This window comes from Burkholderia sp. AU6039 (assembly GCF_002223365.1).
Lineage (GTDB): Bacteria > Pseudomonadota > Gammaproteobacteria > Burkholderiales > Burkholderiaceae > Burkholderia.
On record NZ_NKFK01000008.1, the window covers coordinates 235762 to 259712 of the forward strand.

The following is a 23951-nucleotide window of genomic DNA, read 5'->3' on the forward strand; positions in this document are numbered from 1 at the left end:
CCCGCGACCCGCGGCGATACCTGGCCGCGGGCCGCGCTTTGATGCGCGGTCATGCTGCCGTCAAGCGTGACGGCGCGCACCGCATTCGCCGCAGAACAGGTCGTCGGCGGCCATCGGCTTGTGGCACTGCGCACAGGCCGTGGTCTCGTCCGCGGCGGGCGAGGCCGCACCTGATGCCGGCAGCGAAGCCGTCCCCGCTGCGCTCGCCGTGCTGGCGGCATGCGAGTCGCGTGCTTTCGCAAGGTGATCGGCGGCGCGTTCGCGTGCCTGTTCGGCGTGGCGTTTCGCGTCCGCGACGTGCTGGCTCAGCTTCTCTTCCGTTGCGGAGAAATCGACGCCGCTGACCGTCTGCAGATAGATGAGGCACGTGCCGTTGACGAATGTCAGGAACGGAATCACGAGACCGATCGCGAACAGCAGGCCGTTGCCGAAGCCGTATGCGCCCAGGTAGGCCATGCTGCGGTAGTCGAATCCGCCTCCCGCCGCATCCGCGCCAAGGCCGTAGGCGCTGGCGTGCCGGCCGAGGCCGCCCAGGCCGCCGAGCGTGCCCATCAGGCCACCCAGCGGGCTGGTGCCGGTTGCCGCCGAGATCGACGATGCGATCGCGGCGCCGGTGCCGAGAATGCCGAACACGATGGCGGACAGCACGCCGACGAGCAGCAGCAGCCCGAACATCCGGACGATCACGCCGAGCAGCTGGCGGCGGCCGATCTGCAGCAGGCGCGCGGCGGTCTGCAGCGTCGTGTTGCCTTGCCAGATGGCGGGCGCGGCGAGCGGATAGCCGACGTAGCCCATGCCGGCGAAGATCGCGCCCGCGGCGATCGCCGCGACCGGATACGCGATCGCGTACAGCAGCGGGCCGACGCCCGGGAGCTTGCAGACCAGGAACACGATCAGCAACGCGAGCAGCAGCAGGATCCAGCCGACCACGAGCAGCACGCCGATGCCGACGAGGCGGTGGACGCTGAACGTCGCCTGCAGCAGCGCGTCGACGAATCCGACCGATTCACCCTGTGCATCGCGCATCAGCACGATGCCGACCGCGGAATAGCCGATCAGCGAGATCGCGAGCGTCGCGATGACGAACAGCAGGCCGAGCACGGGGCTGTGACCGAGTACCTGGATCGTGAGCATGGCCATCAGCATGCTGGCGACGAGCGCGAACGCGCACATCGCGAGTGCGCGCCAGTTCGTGACGGCCTCGGCGGCGCGCAGCAGGCCGAACTTTCCCGACACCGGGGCTTGATCGAGCGTTGACATCGTTGAATCTCCTTGCAGGTGCGGGCCGGTCAGTGTGCGGCGGGGGCGTCGAGCAGCGCGACGACGGTGACGCCGTCGACCTGCGCGAGCTGGATGCTGGATTGCCGGGTCGAGCCCGGCTTGCCGTTCAGGTAGACCTGGCTTTTCAGCGTGTACGTGCCTTGCGGCGCACCCGACGGCAGTTTCAGCGTGAAGCTGTTGTCGAATTCGCCGCTGCCCGGCGTCGCGTTGACGATCTTCTCGCCGCGCTTGAACTGCTCGCCCGACGGCGCGTAGACGGTCACGACTTCCTTGACTTCCTGGACGGGCTCGTTCGTGCCGGATACCGCGCGAATCTGCGAGGCCAGCTTGATCGGCTCGCCGGCCTTGACCGCCGAGCGCGGCGTGACAACCGTGGTGTAGGCGTCGATCTTCGCGTACGGCGGCAGGTTGTTGCGGTTGTTCGCGCGGTAATCGCGATCGACTTCGGCCGCCGTCTTCGTCTGCCGCGTCGCCACTTCGATCACGGCGCACGCGGCGAGCCCGGCCACCGCGCCGCCGATCGCGCCCTTGGTGCCGCCGATCAGCGCACCGACCAGCGCGCCGCCGGCGCCGAGCGCGGTGCAGCGCAGCACCGATTCGGACGAGATCCCGCCGGTGCCGTTCTGGGTGGCGCAGCCGCTGGCGAGCAAGGTGACCGCGCAGGCCGCGGCGAGGGTTTTCTGGATTGTCATGTCGGTTTTCTCCGGCGCTTCATTCAAGTGTGCTGTTGTTGCGCAGTGCATCCATCTGCCGCGCCTTTGCCTTGGCGATCAACGTCTTCGCCGGACGGTTGCCCGGCTCGATCGCCAGGACGCTTTCCGCTGTCGCGATCGCCTTGTCGTACTGGCCGCGCGACAGGTCGCCCTGCGCGCGTTTCAGCAGGCCGTCGACGGCGGGCGCGGCAGGGTTGGCCGCCGTGGACGGGCGGCCCGGCGGTGTCGGGTGCGGCTTGTTGCGCGGTGCCTCTGCAACGGTGGCGGGGGCGGTTGGGGTGGGCGTGTCGTCCTGCAGTTTCGCGAAGGGCGACGGCGGCTGCGCGTTCGCGGCTGCGGGCGGCGCGTTCGACGCCGGCGGCGTCGCGGGCACCGGAGCCGTCGTGACATTCGTGACGACGGCCGGGCCCGACGCGGGCGCGGTCATCGCTGCGGCGGCCGTATCGGTCGGCGCGGACGCCGGTGCGTCGGGCGGTGTCGTCACAACCGCCGCGCCGGTGGTGGCGGAACCGGGTCCCGCGATGTCCGATGCGGCGTTGGCCGTGAACGCAGGAACCGTGGATGCGGCGACCGGCTCGGGCGTTGCAGGTGCGCTCGCCTGGCGGCCGTGCCACCAGAACGCGCCACCCGCGCAGGCGATCGCGACCGCGACGCCGGCTGCGACGATCTTGAGTCTTGCGGGCGTAGCGTCGTTCGTCGTCGAGGGCTGCGGTATCGGCGGGGGCACGACACCGGATGCCGGGCGCATGGGTTCGGCCGACGCCGACGTTACATCGTCATCCGGTACGTCGTGAGGCTTGGCAGCCGCATCGACCCCGTCTGTTTCGCCGTCGGCGAGTGCCGCTGCGGAATTCGCCGATACGCTTGCAAGCGCGGATTGCGCATCCGTGACGACAGGCGAGGCTTGCGACGCAGCAACTGCATCGCCCCGATGATCTGCCGCTGCGATGTGCGTGGCCGTTGCCGCGGCGTCGTGCGATTGCAGCGGTGCGTTCGCACGACCCGATACCGGATCGGCGTTGTTCGCGACGTGCGAGAGGTCGTTCCCCGCGGTGTTCGCCGCCATCGATTCGCCGCTGATGTCCGCTTGCGTATCTTGTGCGTCGACGGTGCCGGATGCAGATTCGTGAGCGGATTCCGCGGCCACGTGTGCGGGTTGCAGTGCGGGCTCGGCCGGCGACGCGGGCACCTCCGCCTCGATCGCAGCGGCGTCATTGACCGATGCGACGGGTGTCCCGCACTTGTTGCAGAAACGCTGGTTCGGCGTCAGCGCGGCGTGGCAGTTCCGGCACGGTGCGCTGGCCGCTTCGGTCCGGATGGCCGCAACCGGGGTTCCGCATTGCTTGCAGAACTTGAGACCGCCGGGCAGATCGGTTCCGCAGTGGGTACACGCAGTCATAATTCAGTAATCCTCTTCTTTTGATCGTTCGACGTGACGGCGCCGCGCGGGCATGCGCACGTGTGTCCGAATCACGGGATGGCGGCGTACCGGCCGCGTGCTACGAAGGCGAGCGACGCGGCGCGGGCCGTTCAGCGCGGGATATCAGTCGGAATGGGGTCGGCCGCGCGGGAAGTGCCGGCGTAGAGAAGAAGAGATCCGGCCGACGTGAACTGGCACGGACGGCCCAACGGATCCGGATGCACCGGTATTGAATGGCGAGTTCAAGCTTTCCCCGTATCAGTCGCCGGATTGAATCCGGCTGACTGTTTTCATTATTTCGATTGATAATACAAATGGTCTTCTGCAGCGGATATTACACTGAAATTACGAGGTTTTGCCATCCGGAAGGCGCGTGACGGAGTGCGTTTTCACGTGCGAACCTGAGCGGACGCACCGTGCGCGCCATCACCGGCACTGTGTGTATTTATCACCGTGCCGCTGCTTGCCTTGGCACACATCGGTCTCACCAGCCCACCCTGTCACCCGATCGCGGCAGACGCCATGCCACACGCCGCCATTTCTTGAACCACCGTTTCGGCGCTTGCACGGCAACTGCGGCGTTCCCTTCCATGAACTGACTCACCGGTCCGTCGAACTGCTGCCCGGGCCGGGTAAATGCCCGCCTGCCTTTCAACTTTCATAGCAGGCGGCATCGCCTTCGCGCAGAACGTCGCCGAGCGCATCCGCCGGGTTCGCCTCGGCGCCACAGGTCCCGGGCGATCCGCTTGTCCGGCTGTCACAACCTTGTGTGGCCGTCTTCCGACGAACCACCGACAGCCCGTGGAACTACTGAGTTGCCGCCGAAAATGCTTTATGGTCAAATGACCATGTCAATTGATCTACATGCCTGTTTCATCCCCAATTGGAAGTCACCGCTCGATCGTGGACTTCCTCGGCGTGGGCAACATTTTGCGAAGACTTCCGTGTGGCGGAGCCATTGGCCCCCCAATACCGGAAGTCAGGCGAAATCCCGGGTGATGGAGCAGGCGTTCGCGCACGGATGCCTGAGCATTTTTGCGTGTCGGCGCGAAAGCGCCCGGATGGAAAAACAAGAATTTCTGGAGACGGTGCTCGTGAATGAAATGCACAGCAGGACGAACCAAGCGATCGATCCCTCGGCGCTACGCGCCCACCTGCGAGACGGCGCGCTGCTGGAGACGCGCGCATGGCTTGCGTCGGGATGGGCGGAGGGCGCGGACGGCCGTTCGTTTCCCGTCACGAATCCGGCGACGGGCGACATCCTGGCCCGCGTGGCCAGCCTCGGCGCCGCGGAGGTCGAGCAAGCCATTGCCGCGTCGGCGCTTGCCCAACAAGCCTGGCAGAAGCGGACCAGCCACGAGCGCGCGAAGCTCCTGCGCGCCTGGTACGACCTGATCGTGGCGAATGCCGACGATCTCGCACTGATCATGACGTCGGAGCAGGGCAAGCCGCTGGCGGAGGCCCGCGGCGAAATCATGTATGCGGCTTCCTTCGTGGAATGGTTCGCCGAAGAAGCGAAGCGAGTCTACGGCGACGTCATTCCGCACCCGCAAGGCGACAAGCGCATCGTCGTCATTCGTCAGCCGATCGGCGTGTGTGCCGCGATCACGCCGTGGAATTTTCCTGCCGCGATGATCACGCGCAAGGTCGCGCCGGCACTGGCCGCAGGCTGCTCCATCATCGTGCGCCCCGCGGACCTGACGCCGCTCACGGCGCTTGGGCTTGCCGTCCTGGCCGAGCGCGCGGGCATTCCGGCCGGTGTCCTTCAAGTGGTGTGCGGCCCGTCGCGCGAGATCGGCGCGGTGCTCACGGCCAGCCCGGTCGTGCGCAAGCTTTCGTTCACCGGCTCGACCGAAGTTGGCCGCGTGCTCATGAGCCAGTCGTCCGCGACGATCAAGCGACTCTCTCTCGAACTCGGCGGCAACGCACCTTTCATCGTGTTCGACGACGCGGATCTCGACGCCGCGGTTGAAGGTGCGATGGCGTCGAAGTACCGGAATAGCGGCCAGACCTGTGTATGCGCCAATCGCTTTCTCGTCCAGGCCGGCATTCATGACCGCTTCGTCGACGCGCTCACCCGGCGAGTCCAGGCGCTCAAGGTAGGAAACGGCGTCGAACCGGGGGTGCAGCAGGGGCCGCTGATCCAGCAGTCCGCCTGCGACCACCTGAATCAGCTGATCGACGATGCCGTGAGCAAGGGCGCACGAATCGTCACGGGCGGGAAAGGCCATCCGCTTGGGGGCACGTTTTTCGAGCCGACCGTCATTGCCTATGCGACGCCGGCCATGCGCGTCGCGCGCGAGGAGCTCTTCGGGCCCGTCGGCCCGGTGTTCCGCTTCGAGGATGAAGCGGAAGCGATCGCGATGGCCAACGACACCGAGTACGGCCTCGCCGCCTATCTCTATACACGCGACCACGGCCGCATCTGGCGTGTGGGCGAGGCACTCGAGTACGGCATGGTCGGCCTGAATACCGGCGTGATTTCCAACGAGGTCGCGCCGTTCGGCGGGGTCAAGCAATCGGGCCTGGGCCGTGAGGGTTCCCGTTACGGCATCGAGGAATACCTGGAAATCAAGTACCTGTGCACCCAGGTCTGACGGCCAACGTCCGCATCAAGGAAACGTCAATGGAAATGCTCCCGCAGTCGATGCTCTTCGAAACTGTTCCGTCCATTCTCCAGGAATGGGGTTGTGCGCGCCGCCTGGGTCAGGTGATGGCGGCATGGACGGAGCGCCGCCATGTCCTGATCGTGACCGATGCAGGGCTGCACAAGGCCGGTGTGCTGGAACCGGCGAAAGCGTCGCTGGCGGCCGAGGGATTCCGCGTGGCGGTGTTTGACGAGGTCGTGGCCGACCCGCCGGAGAACGTGGTGTTGCGCTGCGTCGAGTTCGCGCGCCGTGCCGAGGCGGACGTCGTGATTGGCTTGGGCGGCGGCTCGTCGATGGACATCGCAAAACTGGCCGCCGTGCTCACCGTGTCGCGGCAATCCATCGCGGAAATGTACGGAATCGGCAATGTTCAGGGCGCGCGCCTGCCGTTGGTGCAGATCCCGACGACGGCGGGTACCGGGTCGGAAGTCACCAACATCTCCATCGTTTCGGTTAACGAAACAACCAAGATGGGCATCGTTGCACGTCAGCTGTATGCCGACAAGGTGATCCTGGACGCCGAATTGACGGTCGGCCTGCCACGCAGCCATACCGCTGCGACAGGCATCGACGCGATGGTCCACGCCATCGAGGCCTATACCAGCAAGCACAAGAAGAATGCCCTCTCCGACGCGCTCGCGCGTGAGGCGCTGCGATTGCTGGTGAGCAGCCTGATCCCGGCTTGCGAAAACGGCGCGGACCGGCGCGCCCGCGAGGCCATGCTGCTGGGCGCCACGCTGGCGGGGCAAGCCTTCGCCAATGCCCCGGTGGCTGCGGTCCATGCACTGGCGTATCCGCTGGGGGGCCATTTCCATATCCCGCACGGCCTGTCCAACGCGTTGATGCTGGCACCCGTGCTGCGTTTCAACGCCGACGCGGCGGCTTCGCACTATGCGGAACTGGCGGACGTCGTCGGCGCGGGTGGAACGGGCGACGCCACGGCGCGCACGGCGGCGTTCATCGCGTTCCTGGAAGACCTGATGGACCGCTCCGGCGCGCCGCGACGACTGCGCGACGTGGGGGTCACGCAAGCGAGCCTGCCGACCCTCGCGGCCGATGCGATGAAGCAGCAGCGCTTGCTGTTGAACAATCCGGTCGTCGTCACGGAGTCGGACGCATTGCGCCTGTACGAACAGGCCTACTGAACCGACGCCGGCCAATCCGCAGTCGCCGTAACGTAAATAGAGAGAATGCACCGTGAACAATGTAGAAAGGATTGAGCACCACGAGATCGTTATCCTGGGTGCAGGCTTCGGAGGCCTCGGCATGGCCGCTCGCATGAAAATCGCGGGCATCGACGACTTCGTCGTGCTGGAGAAGCGTCCCGACCTCGGTGGTGTGTGGCTGGACAATTCGTATCCCGGCGCGGCATGCGATACCGAATCGCACCTGTACTGCTACAGCTTCCATCCGCATTTGCGCGTGAGCGCGATGTATGCCGGCCGCAACGAGCTGCTGCACTATCTGAAATCGCTTGCCACGCGGTTCGACCTCGCGGAACACCTGCGATTCAACCTCGAGATTCGCAGTGCAGAATGGGATGCAGAGGCAAGCCTCTGGCGGTTCGCACTGAGTGACGGCTCCCGGATGACCGCACGATTCTTCGTGCCGGCATGGGGGCAACTGAACCGGCCGATGATCCCCGCGGTTCGCGGCCTGGCGGATTTCAACGGCGAGTATTTCCACTCCGCCGAGTGGCGGCACGACGTGGACCTGAGCGGCAAGCGGGTGGCAAGCATCGGCAACGCGGCCAGCGCCGTGCAGTATGTGCCGCTCATCGCGCCGAAGGTCGATCACCTGACGGTATTCCAGCGAAGCGCGAACTGGATCATGCCGCGCAACCAGATCGTCTTCTCGGCGGAGCAGCTCGATGCCTACGAGCGCGAGCCCCATCTGTTCGAAGAAAGCCGGAAATCGCTGCACGCTTTCCGCGAGTCCGGGTTCGAGCGTACGCGGATCGGGTCCAACGCGCAGCAGGAAGGCAAGAGTCTCGCGTTGGCGCACCTTCATCGCCAGGTGCCCGACCCGGTACTGCGCGAGAAGCTGACGCCGGACTATGAATACGCGTGCAAACGGATTCTGCGATCGGACGACTACTACCCGGCGCTCATGCGCGACAACGTCGCGCTGGAGACGGCGGGGGTGGAATCGTTCGTCGACGAGGGCATCGTGACGCGGGACGGCCGCCTGCTTCCGTTCGACGTGGTCGTGTTCGGAACCGGATTCGAGAGTCAGGCTTTCCAGGGCAGCCTGCAGGTGCGCGGCACGGACCGCACGTTGGCCCAGGCGTGGGAAGGCGGCCCGGAAGCGTATCTCGGCATGACCGTGCCGGGCTTTCCGAACATGTTCATGTTGTATGGGCCGAATACGAACCTGAACCACAACTCCATCGTGTCGATGCTCGAGATCCAGCAGAACTACATCATCGACGCGATCGGCGGCATGGCTTCGGCCGGCGTGAAGGCCGTCGACGTCGATCGGGCCGTGTTCGACGAATACAACGACAAGCTGCAAGCGGCGATGGCCGGCTCGGCGTTTTCGGCGGGCTGCTCGAGCTGGTACAAGAACGCGCAAGGCAAGGTGATCAACAACTGGCCGGGCACGGTGGACGAATACCGCGCCGTGACGCAATGGGATCAAAGCGTGTTCGCGGCGATCTGAGCGGGGATGCCCATGACATCGGTGCACTGGTTGCCGCTGACCGAGGTGGCTGACGATGCGCGGGACGCCGTTCGGGCGTTCCGCGAACTGGGCGGGCGACACTACGGCAGCTTTTCCGTCGACCAGTCGCGCGTGAACTTCGTGCGGGCCTGCGAATTGAACGGCCTCGCCGCCGACGAAGCGGTCGCCCACGACGATATCGATGTTCCCGTCGCGGACGGCAGCATTCGGGTGCGGCTCTATCGTCCGCCCGGCGGGGAGCGCGTCGAGGATAAACCGCTGGTCGTCTTCATTCACGGCGGCGGGTGGGTGATCGGCAGCGTGGACACGCATGACGGCATCTGCCGTCATCTCGCGCGACATGGCGGGTGTGCCGTCGCGTCGGTGGAGTACCGGCTGGCGCCGGAGCACCGATGGCCGGTTCCGCTCGACGATTGCGAGCGGGCATTGGACTACCTCGCGGCCAACGCTTCCGCGCTCGCCATCGATGCGTCCCGGATGATCCTGGCGGGCGACAGCGCCGGCGGCAATATGGCGACCCTCATCGCCAATGCGGCATCGGCGGCGGGACCCGCCATCATCGGGCAGGTCCTGTTCTATCCCGTGACGGACCTGACGGCGTCGCTGCCGTCCTACCAGCGCATTCAAGGCGGATTTCCGCTGGTCGCCGAGTCGATGCGCTGGTTCCGGGAACACTACGTGCCGGCCGGCACGCCATTCGATCTTCCACGCCTGTCCCCGCTGCTGCATGCGGAAGGCCGGCGGCAGCCGCCGATGTTCATTGCCACGGTGGGGCTGGATCCGCTGTGTGACGAAGGCATTGCCTACGCGTCATGCGCGGCTCGCGCGGGGAGCACGGTCGAGCATCTCCATCTACCCGGGCATCATCACGGCATCATCACCGCGGCCCGCACGATCCCGGCAGCGAGATACCTGCTGGATCGCGCTGCATCCTTTGTCGGGCGGCTTGCCGAAACCGACGGCTTCGAGGTTTGACGCGTCGATCGCCGCGCGGGCCGGCGCATTCCACCGTCGCGACCGATCGGGTAATGGAAACTCCTGATTCAAATTGTCCCTCGACTGCATAGACTGGGAACCGTGGAACTTGGTCAATTGATCATGTTCAGGGTGACCGGTCAAACCGGGAGGCACACCTCGATGACCCGCGTGTATGTCCGGCCGGGTGCAGGGCGGGTTGTCGCGTGCGGGTTTGAAGCGTTGTCGCCGGTATGCGCGTGCGAGCGTCTTTTTTCTTCGTAGTCACATGACCAAGTCGATTGATCTAGTCGTGCGGCGTTACGGATATTTTCAATAACGGGTCATCGGAGGGATCTCATGACTAAGAATCAAGCAGATTCGGGTTTGCCTGAGCACGTAGAGGTACTAATCATCGGGGCGGGGATCTCGGGGCTCGATGCCGCTTGTCATCTTCGCATGAACTTGCCGGACCGCTCGTTCGCGATCCTGGAAGCCATGGATGGATTCGGCGGGACGTGGTGGACCCATCGCTACCCCGGCGCGCGTTCCGACAGCGACCTGTACACGTACGCATTCGGATTCCGCCCGTGGCAGGGCCGCTCGATCGCCACGGCGGAGGAGATCCACAGCTATCTGGGCGATGTCATCAAGGAATACGACCTCGGCTCGAAGATCCACTACGGGCATCGTGTTCAAACGGTGAGCTGGTCGAGCGAGCAGAAGCGCTGGACGGTCGAGGTGTCGCGCAAGGATACCGGCGAACACTTCTCGATCACCACCGACTTCCTGTGGCTGGGGGCGGGGTACTACGACCATCGCAAGGGCTTTACGCCGAAGTGGAACGGGTTCGACCGCTACAAGGGAACGGTCGTGCATCCGCAGCACTGGCCGGAAGACCTCGACTATGCCGGCAAGCGGGTGGTCGTGATCGGCTCGGGCGCGACCGCCGCGACGCTGATTCCGGCGATGGCCGGCACCGCGGCGCATGTGACGATGCTGCAACGGTCGCCGACGTTCTTCACGGCGGTTCCCTGGACCCACCAGCTGGACGCGACGCTTCGCGAACTGAGCCTGCCCGAGGAGTGGCGCTCCGAGATTCTGCGGCGTGCGCACCTGAAGCAGACGTTCGACCTGATCAACCTGTCCGCGGCGAACCCGGACGCCGTTCGCGACTGGCTGATCAACGAGACCCGGCAACAGCTGCCGGAAGGGTTCGACGTCGACAAGCACTTCAATCCCAGCTATCGCCCGTGGCAGCAGCGCGTGGCGGCGGTGCCCGAGGGCGACCTCTTCACGGCCATCCGGGACGGCAAGGCGTCCGTCGTGACGGACACCATCGAGTCGTTCGACGAAAGCGGCATCGTGCTGGCGTCGGGCGAGCACCTGCAGGCGGACATCGTCGTGACGGCGACGGGCTTCGACATGAGCGCTTTCGGCCAGATTGCGTTCCACCTCGACGGAGAGCCGGTCGACATGACCAAGCGGGTCTCGTATCGGGGAATGATGATCGAGGGTATCCCGAACATGGCGTTCATCTATGGCTACTACCGGTCGAGCTGGACGTTGCGCGCCGATCTCGTGTGCGAATTCACCTGCCGCGTCCTCGCGCATATGGAGAAGGTGGGCGCGAAGACGGTGGAGCCGTGCCTGCGCGCCGAAGACGCCGACATGCAGCGGCTGCCGTGGACCGACCCGAACAACTTCAATGCCGGGTACGTGATGCGCTCGCAACACCAGATGCACTTGCGTGGCGATCGCATGCCGTGGCAGCACCACTTCGAGTACGAGGAGGAGCGCCAGACCATTCCGGAATTGAGCCCGGATGCCGAAGTCCTCGTGTATCGCTGATCTCCGCGCAACGTTCGAATAAAGGTGATGTTATGGCACTCGATTTGCACCTCGCTGGTTTTCTCGAATCCTTAGCCGGGTCCGGCGCGAAACCGCTGCCGCAGTCGACCCCGGAAGAGGCGCGCGGATTGATGCAGCATCTGGCTCGCGCCGTTCGCGCACCGGAGGCCGTGGTCGACGTTCACGGCGTGGAAGACCTGACCGTTCCCGGCGCGACCGGATCGCTGCGGGCGCGGCTGTATCGTCCGACGCAGGAGCGCAATCTGCCGACGGTCGTCTATCTCCATGGCGGCGGGTTCGTGATTGGCGATCTGGATACGCACGACAACATTTGCCGCGAGCTGGCGCGCGGCGCGAACGCGGTCGTCGTCTCGGTGGATTACCGGCTGGCGCCCGAGCATCCGTATCCGGCCGCGGCGGACGACGCGATTGCCGCGACCCAATGGGTGATCGCGAACGCGGGTGAGCTGGGTGGCAGCGACGTCGTGGCGGTGGCCGGAGATAGCGCCGGCGGCAATCTGGCCGCGGTCGTGACGCAGCAACTGCACGCCGACGGCATTGCGCTGTCCGCCCAGTTCCTGATCTACCCCGCGGTCGCGCAGGATCGCGCCGGCTTTCCTTCCTTCAAGGAAAACGGCGAAGGCTACTTTCTCGACCTCGAGACGATCGCCTGGTTCGAGCGACATTACGTGCCCGACGGTACCGACAGGGAGGATCCGCGACTGGCGCCGATCCGTGCGAAGGACCTTGCCGGGTTGCCGCCTGCCGTCATCCTGACCGCCGAATTCGATCCGCTGCGCGACGAGGGCGAGGCCTACGGTCGCTTGCTCCACGCGAGCGGCGTCAAGGTCGACACGATCCGGTGTGACGGCATGATTCACGGGTTCTTCGACATGGGGGCGATTTCCCCGGGCGCCCAGACGTGGATCGAGAAGGGCATCGCGAGCTTTCGAACGTTACTCGGCGCCGCGCGGCACCATTGATACGTCGGCGGAAGCGACCTGATTTCGCTTTTCGCCGTTTCGTGGCCGCACGCGGTTCGATGGATGACCTCCAACGTTGCCGATGCGGCCGCGCAGTGCTGATGCATGACGGCATGAAGCCGATTGCGCGACGGCTCGCTGAGGCCGCGACGTGAGTGGCGGAATCGATGCATCAGGTAGTTGCTTGTGAAGCGTGCAGGCATCTATCGAGGACACAGACCCGTGAAGAACTCATTCGATTATCTTGTTGTAGGCGGCGGCTCGGCAGGCAGCGTGCTGGCTTCGCGTTTGACCGAAGATCCCGATGTGACGCTGTGCCTCTTCGAAGCCGGCGGCACGGGCGATGGCTGGCCCGTCACCGTGCCGGCCGCGCTGGTGCTGATGATCCCGTCCAAGCTGAACAACTGGGCGTTCGAGACGGTGCCGCAGAAGGGGCTGCAGGGGCGACGCGGCTACCAGCCGCGTGGCAAGGCGCTGGGCGGATCGTCCGCGATCAATGCGATGGTGTACACGCGCGGCCATCATGCCGACTACGACGACTGGGCCGCGCTCGGCAACGAAGGCTGGGGCTGGAACGACGTCTTCCCGTATTTCAAGCGAAGCGAGCACAACGAGCGGCTCGGCAATGAATGGCACGCGCGCGGCGGCCCGCTGTGGGTCAGCGACCTGCGGACGGACAATCCGTTCCAGGCGCGTTGGCTGGACGCCGCACGAGAGTGCGGCCTGCCCGTCACGGACGATTTCAACGGTGCTGAGCAGGAAGGCGTCGGCATTTACCAGGTGACCCAGAAGAATGGCGAGCGCTGGAGTGCGGCACGTGCCTATCTTTTTCCGCACATGAAGACGCGCGGCAACCTGACGGTGGAGACGGGCGCGCAGGTCAGGCGCATCGTGTTCGACGGCAAGCGGGCCGTTGGCGTCGAGGTCACGCGTGGCGGGAATGTCGAGACGGTCTGGGCGAAGAAGGAGGTGATCCTGTCCGCGGGCGCGCTTCAATCGCCGCAGTTGCTGATGTTGTCCGGCGTCGGGCCGAAGGACGAACTCGAGCGGCACGGGATCCAGGTCGTCGCCGATCTCCCGGGCGTGGGTGAGAACCTGCAGGATCATCCGGACTTCGTCGTCAGCTACAAGACGAACAGCCTCGATGCGCTCGGCGTATCGGTACGCGGCGCGATCAAGACGCTGGGCGACATCCGGCAATACCGGAACTCGCGAACCGGCACCCTGACCACCAACTTCGCCGAGGGCGGCGCGTTCCTGAAGACGCGTCCCGATCTGGATCGACCGGACGTTCAGATGCACTTCGTCGTCGGTCCCGTCAGCGATCACGGCAGGAAGGTGCGGCTCGGACATGGTCTTTCCTGTCACGTGTGCCTGCTGAGGCCGAAAAGCCGTGGGTCGGTCAAGCTGCGAAGCGCCGATCCGCTGGACGCGCCGTTGATCGACCCGGCATTCCTCGAGCACGACGATGATCTCGAGGTCCTGGTCGATGGATACAAGCTGACCCGCCGGTTGATGGCGGCGCCGTCCATGGCCCGGTTCGTGACGGAGGACCCGTTCGCGTCCCGGTCGCGATCGGACGACGACATTCGTGCGTTGCTGCGCGAGCGGACCGACACCGTGTACCACCCGGTCGGAACGTGTCGGATGGGGAACGACGCGCTCGCCGTCGTCGATTCCCAGTTGCGCGTACGGGGAATAGAAGGCTTGCGCGTGGTGGATGCATCGATCATGCCGACGCTGGTGGGCGCGAACACGAACGCGCCGACGATCATGATCGGTGAGAAAGCCTCGGACCTGATCCGGAAGATCTCCCGATTCCCGTCCGCGATACCGGAAAACGCGGTGTGAGTGGCCTTCTCTCGTGCCGACGCTCGTCGGCACGAAGGCCTCAACCGCACGTGGACGTCGCGAGCATGATGTGTGCGGCGACGTCTACCACCCGAAGGCAAGGGCTCGCCGGCCGGTTGCGGCAAGACTGGACGTTGCCGGGGGCATCGCGCGCTCGAGTGGTGAGGTCTGCTGACGCAGCCAGCCGCCGATCATGAACGCATCCTTGCGCTTTGAAGGGCAACGCGAGCACGAGGAAAGAGAGGTCGCCCCTCGACGCGCCGATGCCGGGTGGCGACCTGTGTGCGTCAGCAACCGGAGAAAGACCGAAGCCTGCTTCGCGGCGACGAGCCGCAGCAACCAGCGAACCCGTCGGCCGATCGACCTTGCGCGGCGTCCGGCCCGGTCCGGGTGCGGGAAATGTTCTTCACCGGCCTCCATCCCGATGGCTTCGGCGTGTGTCATGCCGAACGCCGTCTTCAATTCGACGAGCGATGCCCGTGAACGGGGACCCCTTTGCTGCGCCTGAGCGCTGTCCGGAAGGTGGCCGCGTGCACGAAAGGCAACGACCCGGATATTCAAACATGCACTCGCTCATACTCATCGCGGATGACGCACCGGAAATGTCGTCGACGCTCGATACCTGCCTGACGCGCAACGGCTTCCGAACATTCCAGACCCACCCCTCCCAGACCGTGCTGGCCACGCAACTGAACCTGAAGCCGGATCTGGTCATTCTCGACGTCCGTGAACTGCGTGCGGACACGCTGGACATGCTCGCCAGGCTTCGACGGCAAAGCGGTGCCCCCATCGTCGTCATGTCGGCGTGTGACCGGGACGGGGAGCAACTGCGCGCACTGCACGCCGGCGCTGACGACTACATCGTCAGGCCGTTCAACCCCGACGTGGTCGTCGCGCGATTGCTCGCGATTCTTCGCCGCTCCGGTGCGCTCGCGCCCGAACGTCGCCTCCGGGTGGGTGCGCTCGAAGTCGATACGGAAAGCTACATGGCGTGCGTGAGAACGTCCTCCGGTGAAGCGCCGGTTTCCGTGACACTCGTCGAATTCCGCCTGCTGGCTCACATGGCCAGGCTGCCGAATCGCGCATTTACGCGTGTCGAATTGCTCGATGCGTGCATGGCGGACGTCAGCGCATCCACGCGCACCGTCGACAGCCACATGAGCCGGCTACGGAGAAAGCTGGCGGCCGCCGGCGCGTCGGGCATCGTGGAAAGCGTGCACGGCGTCGGCTATCGACTGCGAAAATCCGGCTGACGGGGGAGGGTGTCGCGCGTGGCGTGACACGGCGGCTCGTCCGTGAGCCGCTTCCTCTTCGGGTGATCCGTGCCACCAGGGCGGGAGAACTTGCTCGCCGTTTGGCCCCGCCTTCCATCCGCGGTCAGGCAGGCTTCGACACCGCGAGCCGCGATTCACGATCGCGGCCCGCTGCGCGCATCAGACATCCGACCGTTACTGCGCGATGACCCCGTCGCGAGAAAAGATCAGCCACTTGTCGCCAGTCGAAGGAAGCGCCGCGGTGTACGTCGTCCCGGTCTGGGTACGCAGGCGCTGGAACGTCTTGCCGTCATCGGTACTTTGAGCCTGCAGCCCGTCGACCCCGACCGCCAGTACCGTGGCGCCTCGGGACGCAAGCGCGGTAATGGAGTTCCGGGTGTCGAGCGTCGCGCGTGACCAGGTATGGCCGTTGTCCTCGCTTCGCATCAGCGTGCCGCGCAGCCCGCCGACCAGCAGCACCCCGTTGGGCAGCGCCACGCCGCACCAGAACGACCCCTTGTAACCGGTCTCCACGCTTTCCCACGTGTTGCCCTTGTCCCGGGAAACCAGGAGTTGCCCCTTCTCGGCCGTGGCAAAGATCTCGCCATTGCCGTTCGAAAAAAGGCCGAACAGATTCAGGTCCGACTTCTTGCCGTTCGGGAGCACGGCTTCTCTTTTGGTCCAGGTCTTGCCGCCGTCGTCGGTGACGAGGATGAGCGACCAGAGTCCGACGGCCACGCCGTGGTTGGCATCGATGAAGTGCACGCCGAACAGCGGGCGATCCTCGCTCGTCGCGAGACGTTGAATCTCCCACGTCTCGCCGCCGTCGGTCGTCTTCAGGATCGCGCCCCAGTGGCCGACCGCCCATCCTGTCCGGGCGTCGATGAAACTGACGGACGTCAGCGTCGAGCTCACGGGCACGGACCTGGCCTGACGGTACGTCGCACCGCGGTTGTCGGACAGCAGGATGATGCCGTTCGCGCCGACACTCACGACCCGTTGGCCGGCCCAGGTGGCATCCAGCACGGCGGACTGGGTCGCGATGCTGGACTGGACGGCCGGAACGGGCCGCAGTTCCGATGCGGATGCCGCGCCTGGCATGCTGCCCAGCAGCGCGCCGCAGACGACGGCACCGGCCGACAGGGAGAGAACCTTGCGATTCAGGGTCATGGAATCCTCTTTTTCTTCAATGGGCGAGCAGGCCGGGGGCACGGGCGGGCTTGCGCCGCGGGAAGATGCGCTCGAGCCAGACGGCGAAGGCGGGCAGAACCGTCATGGCCATGACCATGTTGACGATGAACATGAACGCCAGGAGCTTGCCCATGTCCGCCTGGAACTTGAGCTCGGAGAACGACCAGGTGGCGACGCCGATCGCGAGCGTGATCGCCGTGAAGATGGTGGCCGTCCCGATCTCGAGGATCGATTGTTCGAGCGCCTTGACGATGCCGACACCGTTGGCCAGATGCAGCTGCAGCCGGTTGTAGATATAGAACGCATAGTCGACGCCGATGCCCACCGCCAGCACCATCACGGGCAACGTGGCGACGGTCAGCCCGATCTGCAGCTCCTTCATGAACCAATACCCGATGAACGTGCCGATCGTCAGGGGCAGGCAGCAGGCGAGGACCGCGCGCAGGTCGCGGTACGTGACGAGGACGAGCAGGACGATGGTCGTATACACGTAAAGCATCATCGGCAATTCGCTGCGCTCGATTTCGTCGTTGACCGCGGCCAGCACGCCGGCGTTGCCGGACGCGAGCCGGATCTTCACGCCCGGCAGCTTGTTCGTGTCGCGGAAATGCTTCGCGGCGTTGATCACCTGGGTGATCGTGGTCGCCTTGTGGTCGGCCAGATAGATGTTCACCGCGGTCATGCTGCAGTCCTTGCGCATGACGCCGGGCGTACGGGCCACCTCGCCGGCCAGCGATGAATAGTTGTCCGGATCGATGGGGATCGCGGACATCTTCGGATTGCCTTCGTTGTATCCCTCGCTGTATTGCCGCAGCAACGACGAGAACGAAACGACCGACAATACGCCGGGGACGGCACGCATCGACCAGACGAAGCGATCCTGGTACGCGCCGACTTCCACGTTGTTGCACGACTGGGGCGGCGCTTCGAAGACGATCGAAATCCAGTCGAGGCCGACGTCGTAGCTCGATGCAATCGAAACCGAATCCTGGTTGAACCGGGCGTCGGCACGCAGCTCGGGCGCGCCGGCCTGCAGCGTGCCGACCACGCGGTCCCGGCTTTCCCAGGCCGCCACGGCGAACACCACGACGGCGGCCAGCAGGACGATCGCCGCATTGCGCGGAATGGCGACTTTGGCGAGCACGCGGAGCACGCGGCCACGACGAACGGCATGCAGCTCCGCATTCTTTGCATAATTGCCGTCGACCTTGAGCAACGACGCCGCCAGCGGCAGCATCACCAGGTTCGTGACGATCTTGTACGCCACGCCGAGCGAAGCGGTGATCGCGAGCTCGCGCACCATCGGGATCGGAATCAGGATCAGCGTGACGAAGGAAACGAACGCGGTCACCAGCGCGAGCGTGCCGGGAATCAGCAGCCCGCTGAAGCTGGACCGGGCGGCTTGCTCCACCGACTTCCCGTGCGAGATCTCGCGCACGATGAAATTGATCTGCTGGACGCCGTGTGAAACGCCGATCGCGAACACCAGGAACGGAACCAGCACGCCCAACGGGTCGAGCCCGTAGCCGAGCAGATGCAGCGTGCCGAACTGCCAGACGAGCGAGACGAGCGAGCAGGTCAGCGGCAGGATCGTCAGGCGAACGGAGCGGCAGTACCAGTAGACGGCCAACGCGGTCAGGAGCAGGGCGATCGCGCAGAACTTCAGGACGGACGACGCGCCGTTTGCAATGTCACCGATCTGCTTCGCGAAACCGATGATCTGGATTTCATAGTTCGCATCCTCGAACTTGGCGCGCAATTGCGATTCGAGCGCCTTGTCGAATGCCACGTAGTCGACCCGCTCGCCTTTGGCATCCAGCTCGTTGAGATCGGCGGTGACCATGGCGCTGCTCTGGTCGCGCGACACGAGGCTGCCGACGAATCCGCCCTGGGCGGTCGAGCGCGAAATGGCGCCGACCGTGTTGCCGTCGAGCTGATCGGGCGTCACGGTGCCGGGAATGAGCGGGTCCGCGCGGAATCCGTCCTCGGTGATCTCGTTGACGAATGAATTCGGTGTCCAGAGCGACTGGACGCTGCTGCGAGACACGTTCGGCAGGAAGGTGACCGCCTGGGTGACTTCATACAGGCGCTTCAACGCCGCCGGCGTCCAGATGCTGCCCTTGCGGGCCTTGACGACGACGATCAAGCGGTTGGCGCCGAGCAGGTCACCGCGATACTCGTTGAACGTCTGCGTGTATTCGTGGCCCAGCGGCAGCTGCTTCTCGAACCCGGCATCCATGCGCAGCTTGACGGCGAAGCAGGCCATGACGACCGTGAACAGCACCAGGAGCCCCAGCACGAGACGCCTGTGACCGAACAGCGTATTTTCCAGCGAATGAAGCATTCTTGGCAGCTTGCCGGGTCGGGCTGCGTCGGAAACAGGCGGTTGATTCATATTGACCTCAGAAATTGCGAGATGCGACGATTGCCACGAAGTCCCTGTCACGTAGCGGGTTGGCCAGCGGGTTGGTCGGGCCCATGAAACGGGTGTAGTTCAATCCGACCTGCCAGTTCGCCGGGTTCTGTATGAAGTTCACATACAGGTTCATGGCCGTCACGCCGCGCATGAACTGGGCATTCACGTTCGGCGTATTGCCGAAGAGGCCGTACCGGACGAATATCCCCGGATTGACCTGCCACCCGGGAATGACGGTGCCGTCGTAAACCCAGTTGAAATCGACGTCGATCCCGCCGGAGTATTTCGTTCCCTGGGCACTACCCGGCGTGTTGAGTGCGCCGGTCGCGAACAAGTCGTTGAATTCGTTCCCCCACAGAAGCGCGCCCGGTGAAATCGGCGATCCGCCGTAGCTCTTGTGAAGCCCCGGATAAGCGATGATCACCGTCTCGGTCGTCAGCGTGGCGGTCTGGGCGCCGAGCAGCTTCAGGAACGCCGCGGAATTGCCGGGCTGGAGCGAGTAGAGGGTCGTCAGGTGCCACTGGAAGCGCTTCTCGTCGACCCAGCAGTTCCCCCCTTGCGCGACGCATCCACTGGCCGGATTCAGTGGAACGGCGTCTCGCGGCCGGTACGAGAGTTCGGTGCCGATCGCCCAGTCGCCCACCGGGAAGTTGGCGCTGACGCCGATCATGTGGCGGTCTTCCGGAAACCGGAACACCGTCCCGCCCGTCGAACTCAGCGAGACTTGCGGGAACTTGTCGTGGTACGCGATCGTGTAGAAGCCGAGATTCAGGTCCGTTCCCGCCGGCTGGTAGCGAATGGAAAACCCATACTGCCCGCCGTTCTTCGGATGGATGGTCGAGACGCCGTACGCGTTGTTGCCGGGACCGACGATCTGGTTCGACCAATAGCTGCCCACCGGCGGCAGGTAATTCTGGTTCCAGTTGCTCTGGTAGTACCCTTCGACGTTCACGCCGTGCCCGACGCCGGACGCGACACTCACGATCGGCGCGGGCAGGATGATCTCCTTGACCTGCGCGCCGGGCTGGGACGCGCGATTCACGTCGATCGCGTTCGTCGCATTGACCCCGCCGACTTCCCAGATGCTTTCGCCCCAGCTGACCACCTGATTACCCACGCGGACGCGGGCAATCTGGTCGCCGACGTTGAACTGCTTGCTGACCCACAGGTCGAGCAGGCGCGGCTTGAAGCGGATGTTCTTCTCGGCATCGGACGGGAGCCCGCCGCTCAGGTTGGGCGACGGGTTGTAGAACAGGTCCTGTCCGCTGGTTGCGCCTGTCGTGCGGGTGCCGGAGTAGTCGTACTGCCAGGTGCCCCGCGCCATGAACGTGAGCCCCTGCGACGGCATCTTCAGGACCAGCTCGTGGTTGCCCTTGAGATAGCTCGTGAACGGATCGCCCTTGCCGTAGTTGATGTCGCCCTGATCGGAGAGGCCGCTCAACTGACCGAGCCGGCCGCCACCCGTCTGCGCACCGGTGGCCACGTTGTAGGTCGGCGACACGAGATTGCTGCTCGGCGACGCGGTGCGAATGCCGACGCCCGCCGATATCGTCGAATCGAAACTGCCTTCGACGTTGCCGATCGTGAACGTGAAGGCGTGCGCGCTGCCGCACCCGACGGCGACAAGCGCCGCGATCGCCGCGCGCACGAGCACCACGCTGGAGCGGGGCTGTAAGGAGGAGGTGCTAGCCATTTTGTCTCGGTCCCTGTCAACGCTCGCTCAACGCACGGAGATTATCGGCGTTGTAGAAGCTCGGCTTGTAGTGTTGGTCCGCCGACGAGTCGACCGACCACTTCGCGTCCCGTCCGGCCGCGAGCATCGAACCGTCCACGAGATACCGGCCGTCGACGAGGTTGTATTGCGCGAATGCGAGCGTGTCGCAGCTGCCCGTTTCGTACACCGGAATGATGTAGCCCTCGCGGACCTTCGAGATGTTGCCCTGCGCGTCGTAGTCCACCGCGCCGAGGTAGCTCCAGCTGTCTTCGTCGACGTAGAAGAGTCGCTTGGGCGCGGTATGGCGCATCCCCTGCTTGACCGTGGCTTCCACGACCCACACGCGATGGAGTTCGTAGCGACGCTTCGACGGGTTCACGAAGTCGGGGCCGTACGCATCTTCAAATTTTTCCGAGAAGTCGTACATGCCCAGGTCGTTATAGGTAACGATCATTTCCTTCTTGCCGAGCAACTTCCACGAGAATCGGTCCGTCTGTCCGGAGAAGACCAGCGCTTCGTCCATGTTGTACTGGTTGTCGAAGCCGATCTGCGGCGCATCGTACGCATACGACGGCATGCGACGGGTGCGGCGCTGCCCCGGGAAGTAGTAGAAGACTTCGGTCGGCTTGCCGGCATAGGTCGTGAAGATCGCGGCCTGGCCGGCAATCGCCGCCGGGGACTTGTACGCGTAGTAGGCGTTGCCTTCGACCTGGTTGACCTTTGCGAACGTCGTGCCGGCCTTGTCACCCCACGGCTGGTAGATCCACGCGTCGGACACGTTCTTGATCCAGTCGGACGCGCCCTTGCGCGGCGACACGACGGTGATGATGTCGCGCATCTCGACGCCGGCGCCGCGGTAGTGCAGCTTCGCGTTCCACATCACTTCCGCGCCGGTCTTGGGCGCAGGGAACGGGTAGCCGGGCAGGTGGGCATCGGTGAGTTCCGATCCGTCGGCCGACATCTTGGCGAAGCCCGCGTTGTTCTTCGTGTTCTCCGCGACGAAATCGGGGACGCCGCACGTGCGCCGGGACGGATAGACCGGCATCGTGAAGCCCTTCAGGTTCTTCAGCAGCGCAATCTGGCCCGGGTTGAGCTTGTCCGCGTACTTGTCGACGTTGCCGGCGTCGATCGTATACAGCGGCTTGTCGGACTTGTATTTGAAGAAATCCGCGCGGCGCTTGCCATAGCTCCAGCCCGCCCCGACGTTGCCCACGGGGGTCCAGGCGGGAATGCCGCTCGCGGTGCCGGCGATTTCGGCGCCCGACGGCGTATGTGAGGCATCCGTCCCTTCCGCAAGCGCACCGGTCGAGGACATCGCGACGGCGGTAGCGATGACGGACAATTTCGCTGCCGATCGGATGAGCGAAGCGGATTTCTTGAAAGAATGAGTCTTGACCACGGCTATCTCCTTGACCTTGACCAGCTGACGTGCGCCCGCCAAAGGGTTGTGCATGGGTGAAAACGGATGAAGGGTCCGATAGTCCTGTCCGTTTATTAGCTATGCGAAATGAATTGGGGTGTGTTCGTGCTTGGTTTTACTGAATCACCGAACTCCAGGTCATCGCTATAACGTCGAAGTTCGGATCGACCGGCGCCTGGGTGGGGCGCCGGACGGTTCGTCAATGCATGCTATTGGGCGCCCACCAGGGCCGGATGCGGCTTGTTAGACCGGGCCGGCTCCGTACGCGCGCCGCTTTTGAGTGACTTCCGGCTTAGGCCGGGACCGACGAGAAGTATTCAGCCGGCTGAGCGTGCCATCCTGCCCAGCGCTTTTCCCAGTAGAGGTTGTGAATCTTCTCGGAGATCGGGCCGGGGCCGTTGTGTTTGCCAAGCGGTTGGTCGTCCACTGCGCTGACGGGCATGATCCCGCCCGCCGACGACGACGTGAATGCTTCGTCAGCCTCGCGCAACTGGGTCGCGGTGTACGTGCCGATGTTCACCTTGATGCCGAGCTCGGCGGCGATATCGAAGACGCTCTGGCGCGTGATGCCCAGCAGGCAGCCTTCAGCGGGGGTGTAGAGCTCCCCGTTCTTGACGAAGAAGACGTTCGCACCGGCTGCTTCGGTGAGGTTGTCGTGTTCGTCGACGAGCACCGCCCAGTCCTTCTCCTGCGTCATGGCTTCGAACAGCGCGAGCTTCATGTCCATCCAGTGGAAGTTCTTGGCCGTGGGATCGACCGCCTTCGCGGAAATGCGGTTGTACCGCTTGCTGATCAGCAGGTTCGAGCCGCGCGTGCGGACCTCGTCGTCGGCCTGGAAGAAGAACGGCACGGCGAAGGCGAACATCGCGTTCTTCATTGCGCTGCGGTCGCGGCGGTCGACGCTCAGCGGGCCGCGGGTGACGCACCACCAGACGTACGCGTCCTTCAGGCCGGCATTGCGCACGAGCGTGTGGAGAATTTCCCGGACCTGGTCACGATTGAACGGATTCTCGAGGAAGAACTTCGCCGACGATTCTTCCATGCGCGCGAGGTGATCGTCGAGCCGGAAGAAGTTGCCTCGCGAGACGGTGACGACATCGTAAGCCGCGTCGGCGTGCAGGAACCCTGCGTCGACGAGCGGGACGGTCGCTTCGGTGATGGGAACGTACTTGCCGTCACAGAAGGCGCTGCCATCTTCATAGCGGGGTTCATGCGGAGCGCGAGCATGCAGCGGATTCTCGTGCATGATCTGCTGGACTTGAATGATTGCCATGGTAATTACCCTTCGCTCCCGAGGGAGAGTTGTCGTTCGATGTTGACGTCAAAAGCGACCGGATCGCGGTGCGCTTCCTTGCGGATTGCTTGCTTCCTGGCTATCCGCCGTGAAGTCTGCCATATGACTTGATCAAGTGACCGTGTAGTGGAAAGTATTGCTCGAAAAATTCCTTGTCGATGAAGGTTAACCCTCTGTGAGGCCTGCCTCGATACGCGAGCGGCGAGCAGACTCGTGCTTGCCGGCCGGTGATCGTCGAACGTCGATTCCGGCAGACCACACCGATCCGCCTGAGTCACGA

17 protein-coding genes and 1 pseudogene are annotated in these 23951 nt (G+C 64.6%); 9 read left to right on the forward strand and 9 right to left on the reverse strand.

Annotated features, from left to right (window positions below):
• Window positions 1-60: 60 nt before the first annotated feature.
• Genes CFB39_RS36800 through CFB39_RS41070 form a run of 3 tightly spaced genes read right to left on the reverse strand, consistent with a single transcriptional unit; the run spans window position 61 to window position 2367 of the window.
• On the reverse strand, window positions 61-1260 hold the full coding sequence (locus CFB39_RS36800; protein ID WP_089476719.1) for a zinc ribbon domain-containing protein: 1200 nt from the start codon (window positions 1258-1260) through the stop codon (window positions 61-63).
• 29 nt (window positions 1261-1289) lie between these two features.
• Window positions 1290-1973, reverse strand: a complete 684-nt coding sequence (locus CFB39_RS36805; protein WP_256941389.1) for a hypothetical protein — start codon at window positions 1971-1973, stop codon at window positions 1290-1292.
• Window positions 1974-1992: 19 nt separating this feature from the next.
• A complete protein-coding gene (locus tag CFB39_RS41070) occupies window positions 1993-2367 on the reverse strand; it encodes a hypothetical protein (RefSeq protein ID WP_256991547.1) in 375 nt (124 codons plus the stop codon).
• A gap of 10 nt (window positions 2368-2377) precedes the next feature.
• On the opposite strand from CFB39_RS41070, the gene CFB39_RS41075 reads away from it, so the two are divergent.
• Window positions 2378-2788 carry a hypothetical protein gene (locus CFB39_RS41075; RefSeq protein ID WP_256991548.1) on the forward strand — a complete coding sequence of 137 codons (411 nt, stop codon included), beginning with the start codon at window positions 2378-2380 and terminating at the stop codon, window positions 2786-2788.
• Between the two features lie 437 nt (window positions 2789-3225).
• Here CFB39_RS41075 and CFB39_RS41300 read toward each other — a convergent pair.
• Window positions 3226-3393, reverse strand: a pseudogene (locus tag CFB39_RS41300) (zinc ribbon domain-containing protein); the annotation flags it as partial.
• Between the two features lie 1124 nt (window positions 3394-4517).
• On the opposite strand from CFB39_RS41300, the gene CFB39_RS36815 reads away from it, so the two are divergent.
• The 8 genes from CFB39_RS36815 to CFB39_RS36850 all read left to right on the forward strand — a co-directional run bounded on the left by CFB39_RS36815 (window position 4518) and on the right by CFB39_RS36850 (window position 15636).
• Window positions 4518-6011 (forward strand): NAD-dependent succinate-semialdehyde dehydrogenase, encoded by a 1494-nt coding sequence (locus tag CFB39_RS36815; protein ID WP_089476824.1) that lies wholly within the window; start codon window positions 4518-4520, stop codon window positions 6009-6011.
• 29 nt (window positions 6012-6040) lie between these two features.
• Entirely contained in the window at window positions 6041-7207 is a 1167-nt protein-coding gene (locus CFB39_RS36820; RefSeq protein ID WP_089476721.1) for an iron-containing alcohol dehydrogenase, read from the forward strand.
• Window positions 7208-7259: 52 nt separating this feature from the next.
• Window positions 7260-8723 carry an NAD(P)/FAD-dependent oxidoreductase gene (locus tag CFB39_RS36825; RefSeq protein WP_089476722.1) on the forward strand — a complete coding sequence of 488 codons (1464 nt, stop codon included), beginning with the start codon at window positions 7260-7262 and terminating at the stop codon, window positions 8721-8723.
• 12 nt (window positions 8724-8735) lie between these two features.
• Window positions 8736-9719 (forward strand): alpha/beta hydrolase, encoded by a 984-nt coding sequence (locus tag CFB39_RS36830; RefSeq protein WP_089476723.1) that lies wholly within the window; start codon window positions 8736-8738, stop codon window positions 9717-9719.
• A gap of 339 nt (window positions 9720-10058) precedes the next feature.
• A complete protein-coding gene (locus CFB39_RS36835; protein WP_089429429.1) occupies window positions 10059-11549 on the forward strand; it encodes an NAD(P)/FAD-dependent oxidoreductase in 1491 nt (496 codons plus the stop codon).
• A 32-nt stretch (window positions 11550-11581) separates the two neighbouring features.
• A complete protein-coding gene (locus tag CFB39_RS36840; RefSeq protein ID WP_089476724.1) occupies window positions 11582-12532 on the forward strand; it encodes an alpha/beta hydrolase in 951 nt (316 codons plus the stop codon).
• Window positions 12533-12754: 222 nt separating this feature from the next.
• Window positions 12755-14383: a GMC family oxidoreductase gene (locus CFB39_RS36845; protein WP_089476725.1), complete on the forward strand. Its 1629-nt coding sequence runs from the start codon at window positions 12755-12757 to the stop codon at window positions 14381-14383.
• A gap of 563 nt (window positions 14384-14946) precedes the next feature.
• Entirely contained in the window at window positions 14947-15636 is a 690-nt protein-coding gene (locus tag CFB39_RS36850; protein ID WP_089476726.1) for a response regulator transcription factor, read from the forward strand.
• Between the two features lie 195 nt (window positions 15637-15831).
• On the opposite strand, the gene CFB39_RS36855 is transcribed toward CFB39_RS36850, so the two are convergent.
• From CFB39_RS36855 to CFB39_RS36875, 5 genes are all read right to left on the reverse strand, one after another.
• Complete coding sequence (locus tag CFB39_RS36855; protein ID WP_089476727.1) at window positions 15832-16806, reverse strand: YCF48-related protein; 975 nt, start codon at window positions 16804-16806, stop codon at window positions 15832-15834.
• A gap of 16 nt (window positions 16807-16822) precedes the next feature.
• The gene (locus tag CFB39_RS36860; protein ID WP_373452764.1) at window positions 16823-19222 is read right to left on the reverse strand and encodes an RND family transporter; all 2400 of its coding nucleotides are present in this window, start codon (window positions 19220-19222) and stop codon (window positions 16823-16825) included.
• A 7-nt stretch (window positions 19223-19229) separates the two neighbouring features.
• A complete protein-coding gene (locus CFB39_RS36865) occupies window positions 19230-20936 on the reverse strand; it encodes a DUF1302 domain-containing protein (RefSeq protein WP_089476729.1) in 1707 nt (568 codons plus the stop codon).
• Between the two features lie 16 nt (window positions 20937-20952).
• Window positions 20953-22299, reverse strand: coding sequence for a DUF1329 domain-containing protein (locus CFB39_RS36870; RefSeq protein WP_256991549.1), 1347 nt, complete (start codon window positions 22297-22299; stop codon window positions 20953-20955).
• A gap of 370 nt (window positions 22300-22669) precedes the next feature.
• Entirely contained in the window at window positions 22670-23650 is a 981-nt protein-coding gene (locus CFB39_RS36875; RefSeq protein WP_089429436.1) for an aminotransferase class IV, read from the reverse strand.
• Between the last annotated feature and the right edge of the window lie 301 nt (window positions 23651-23951).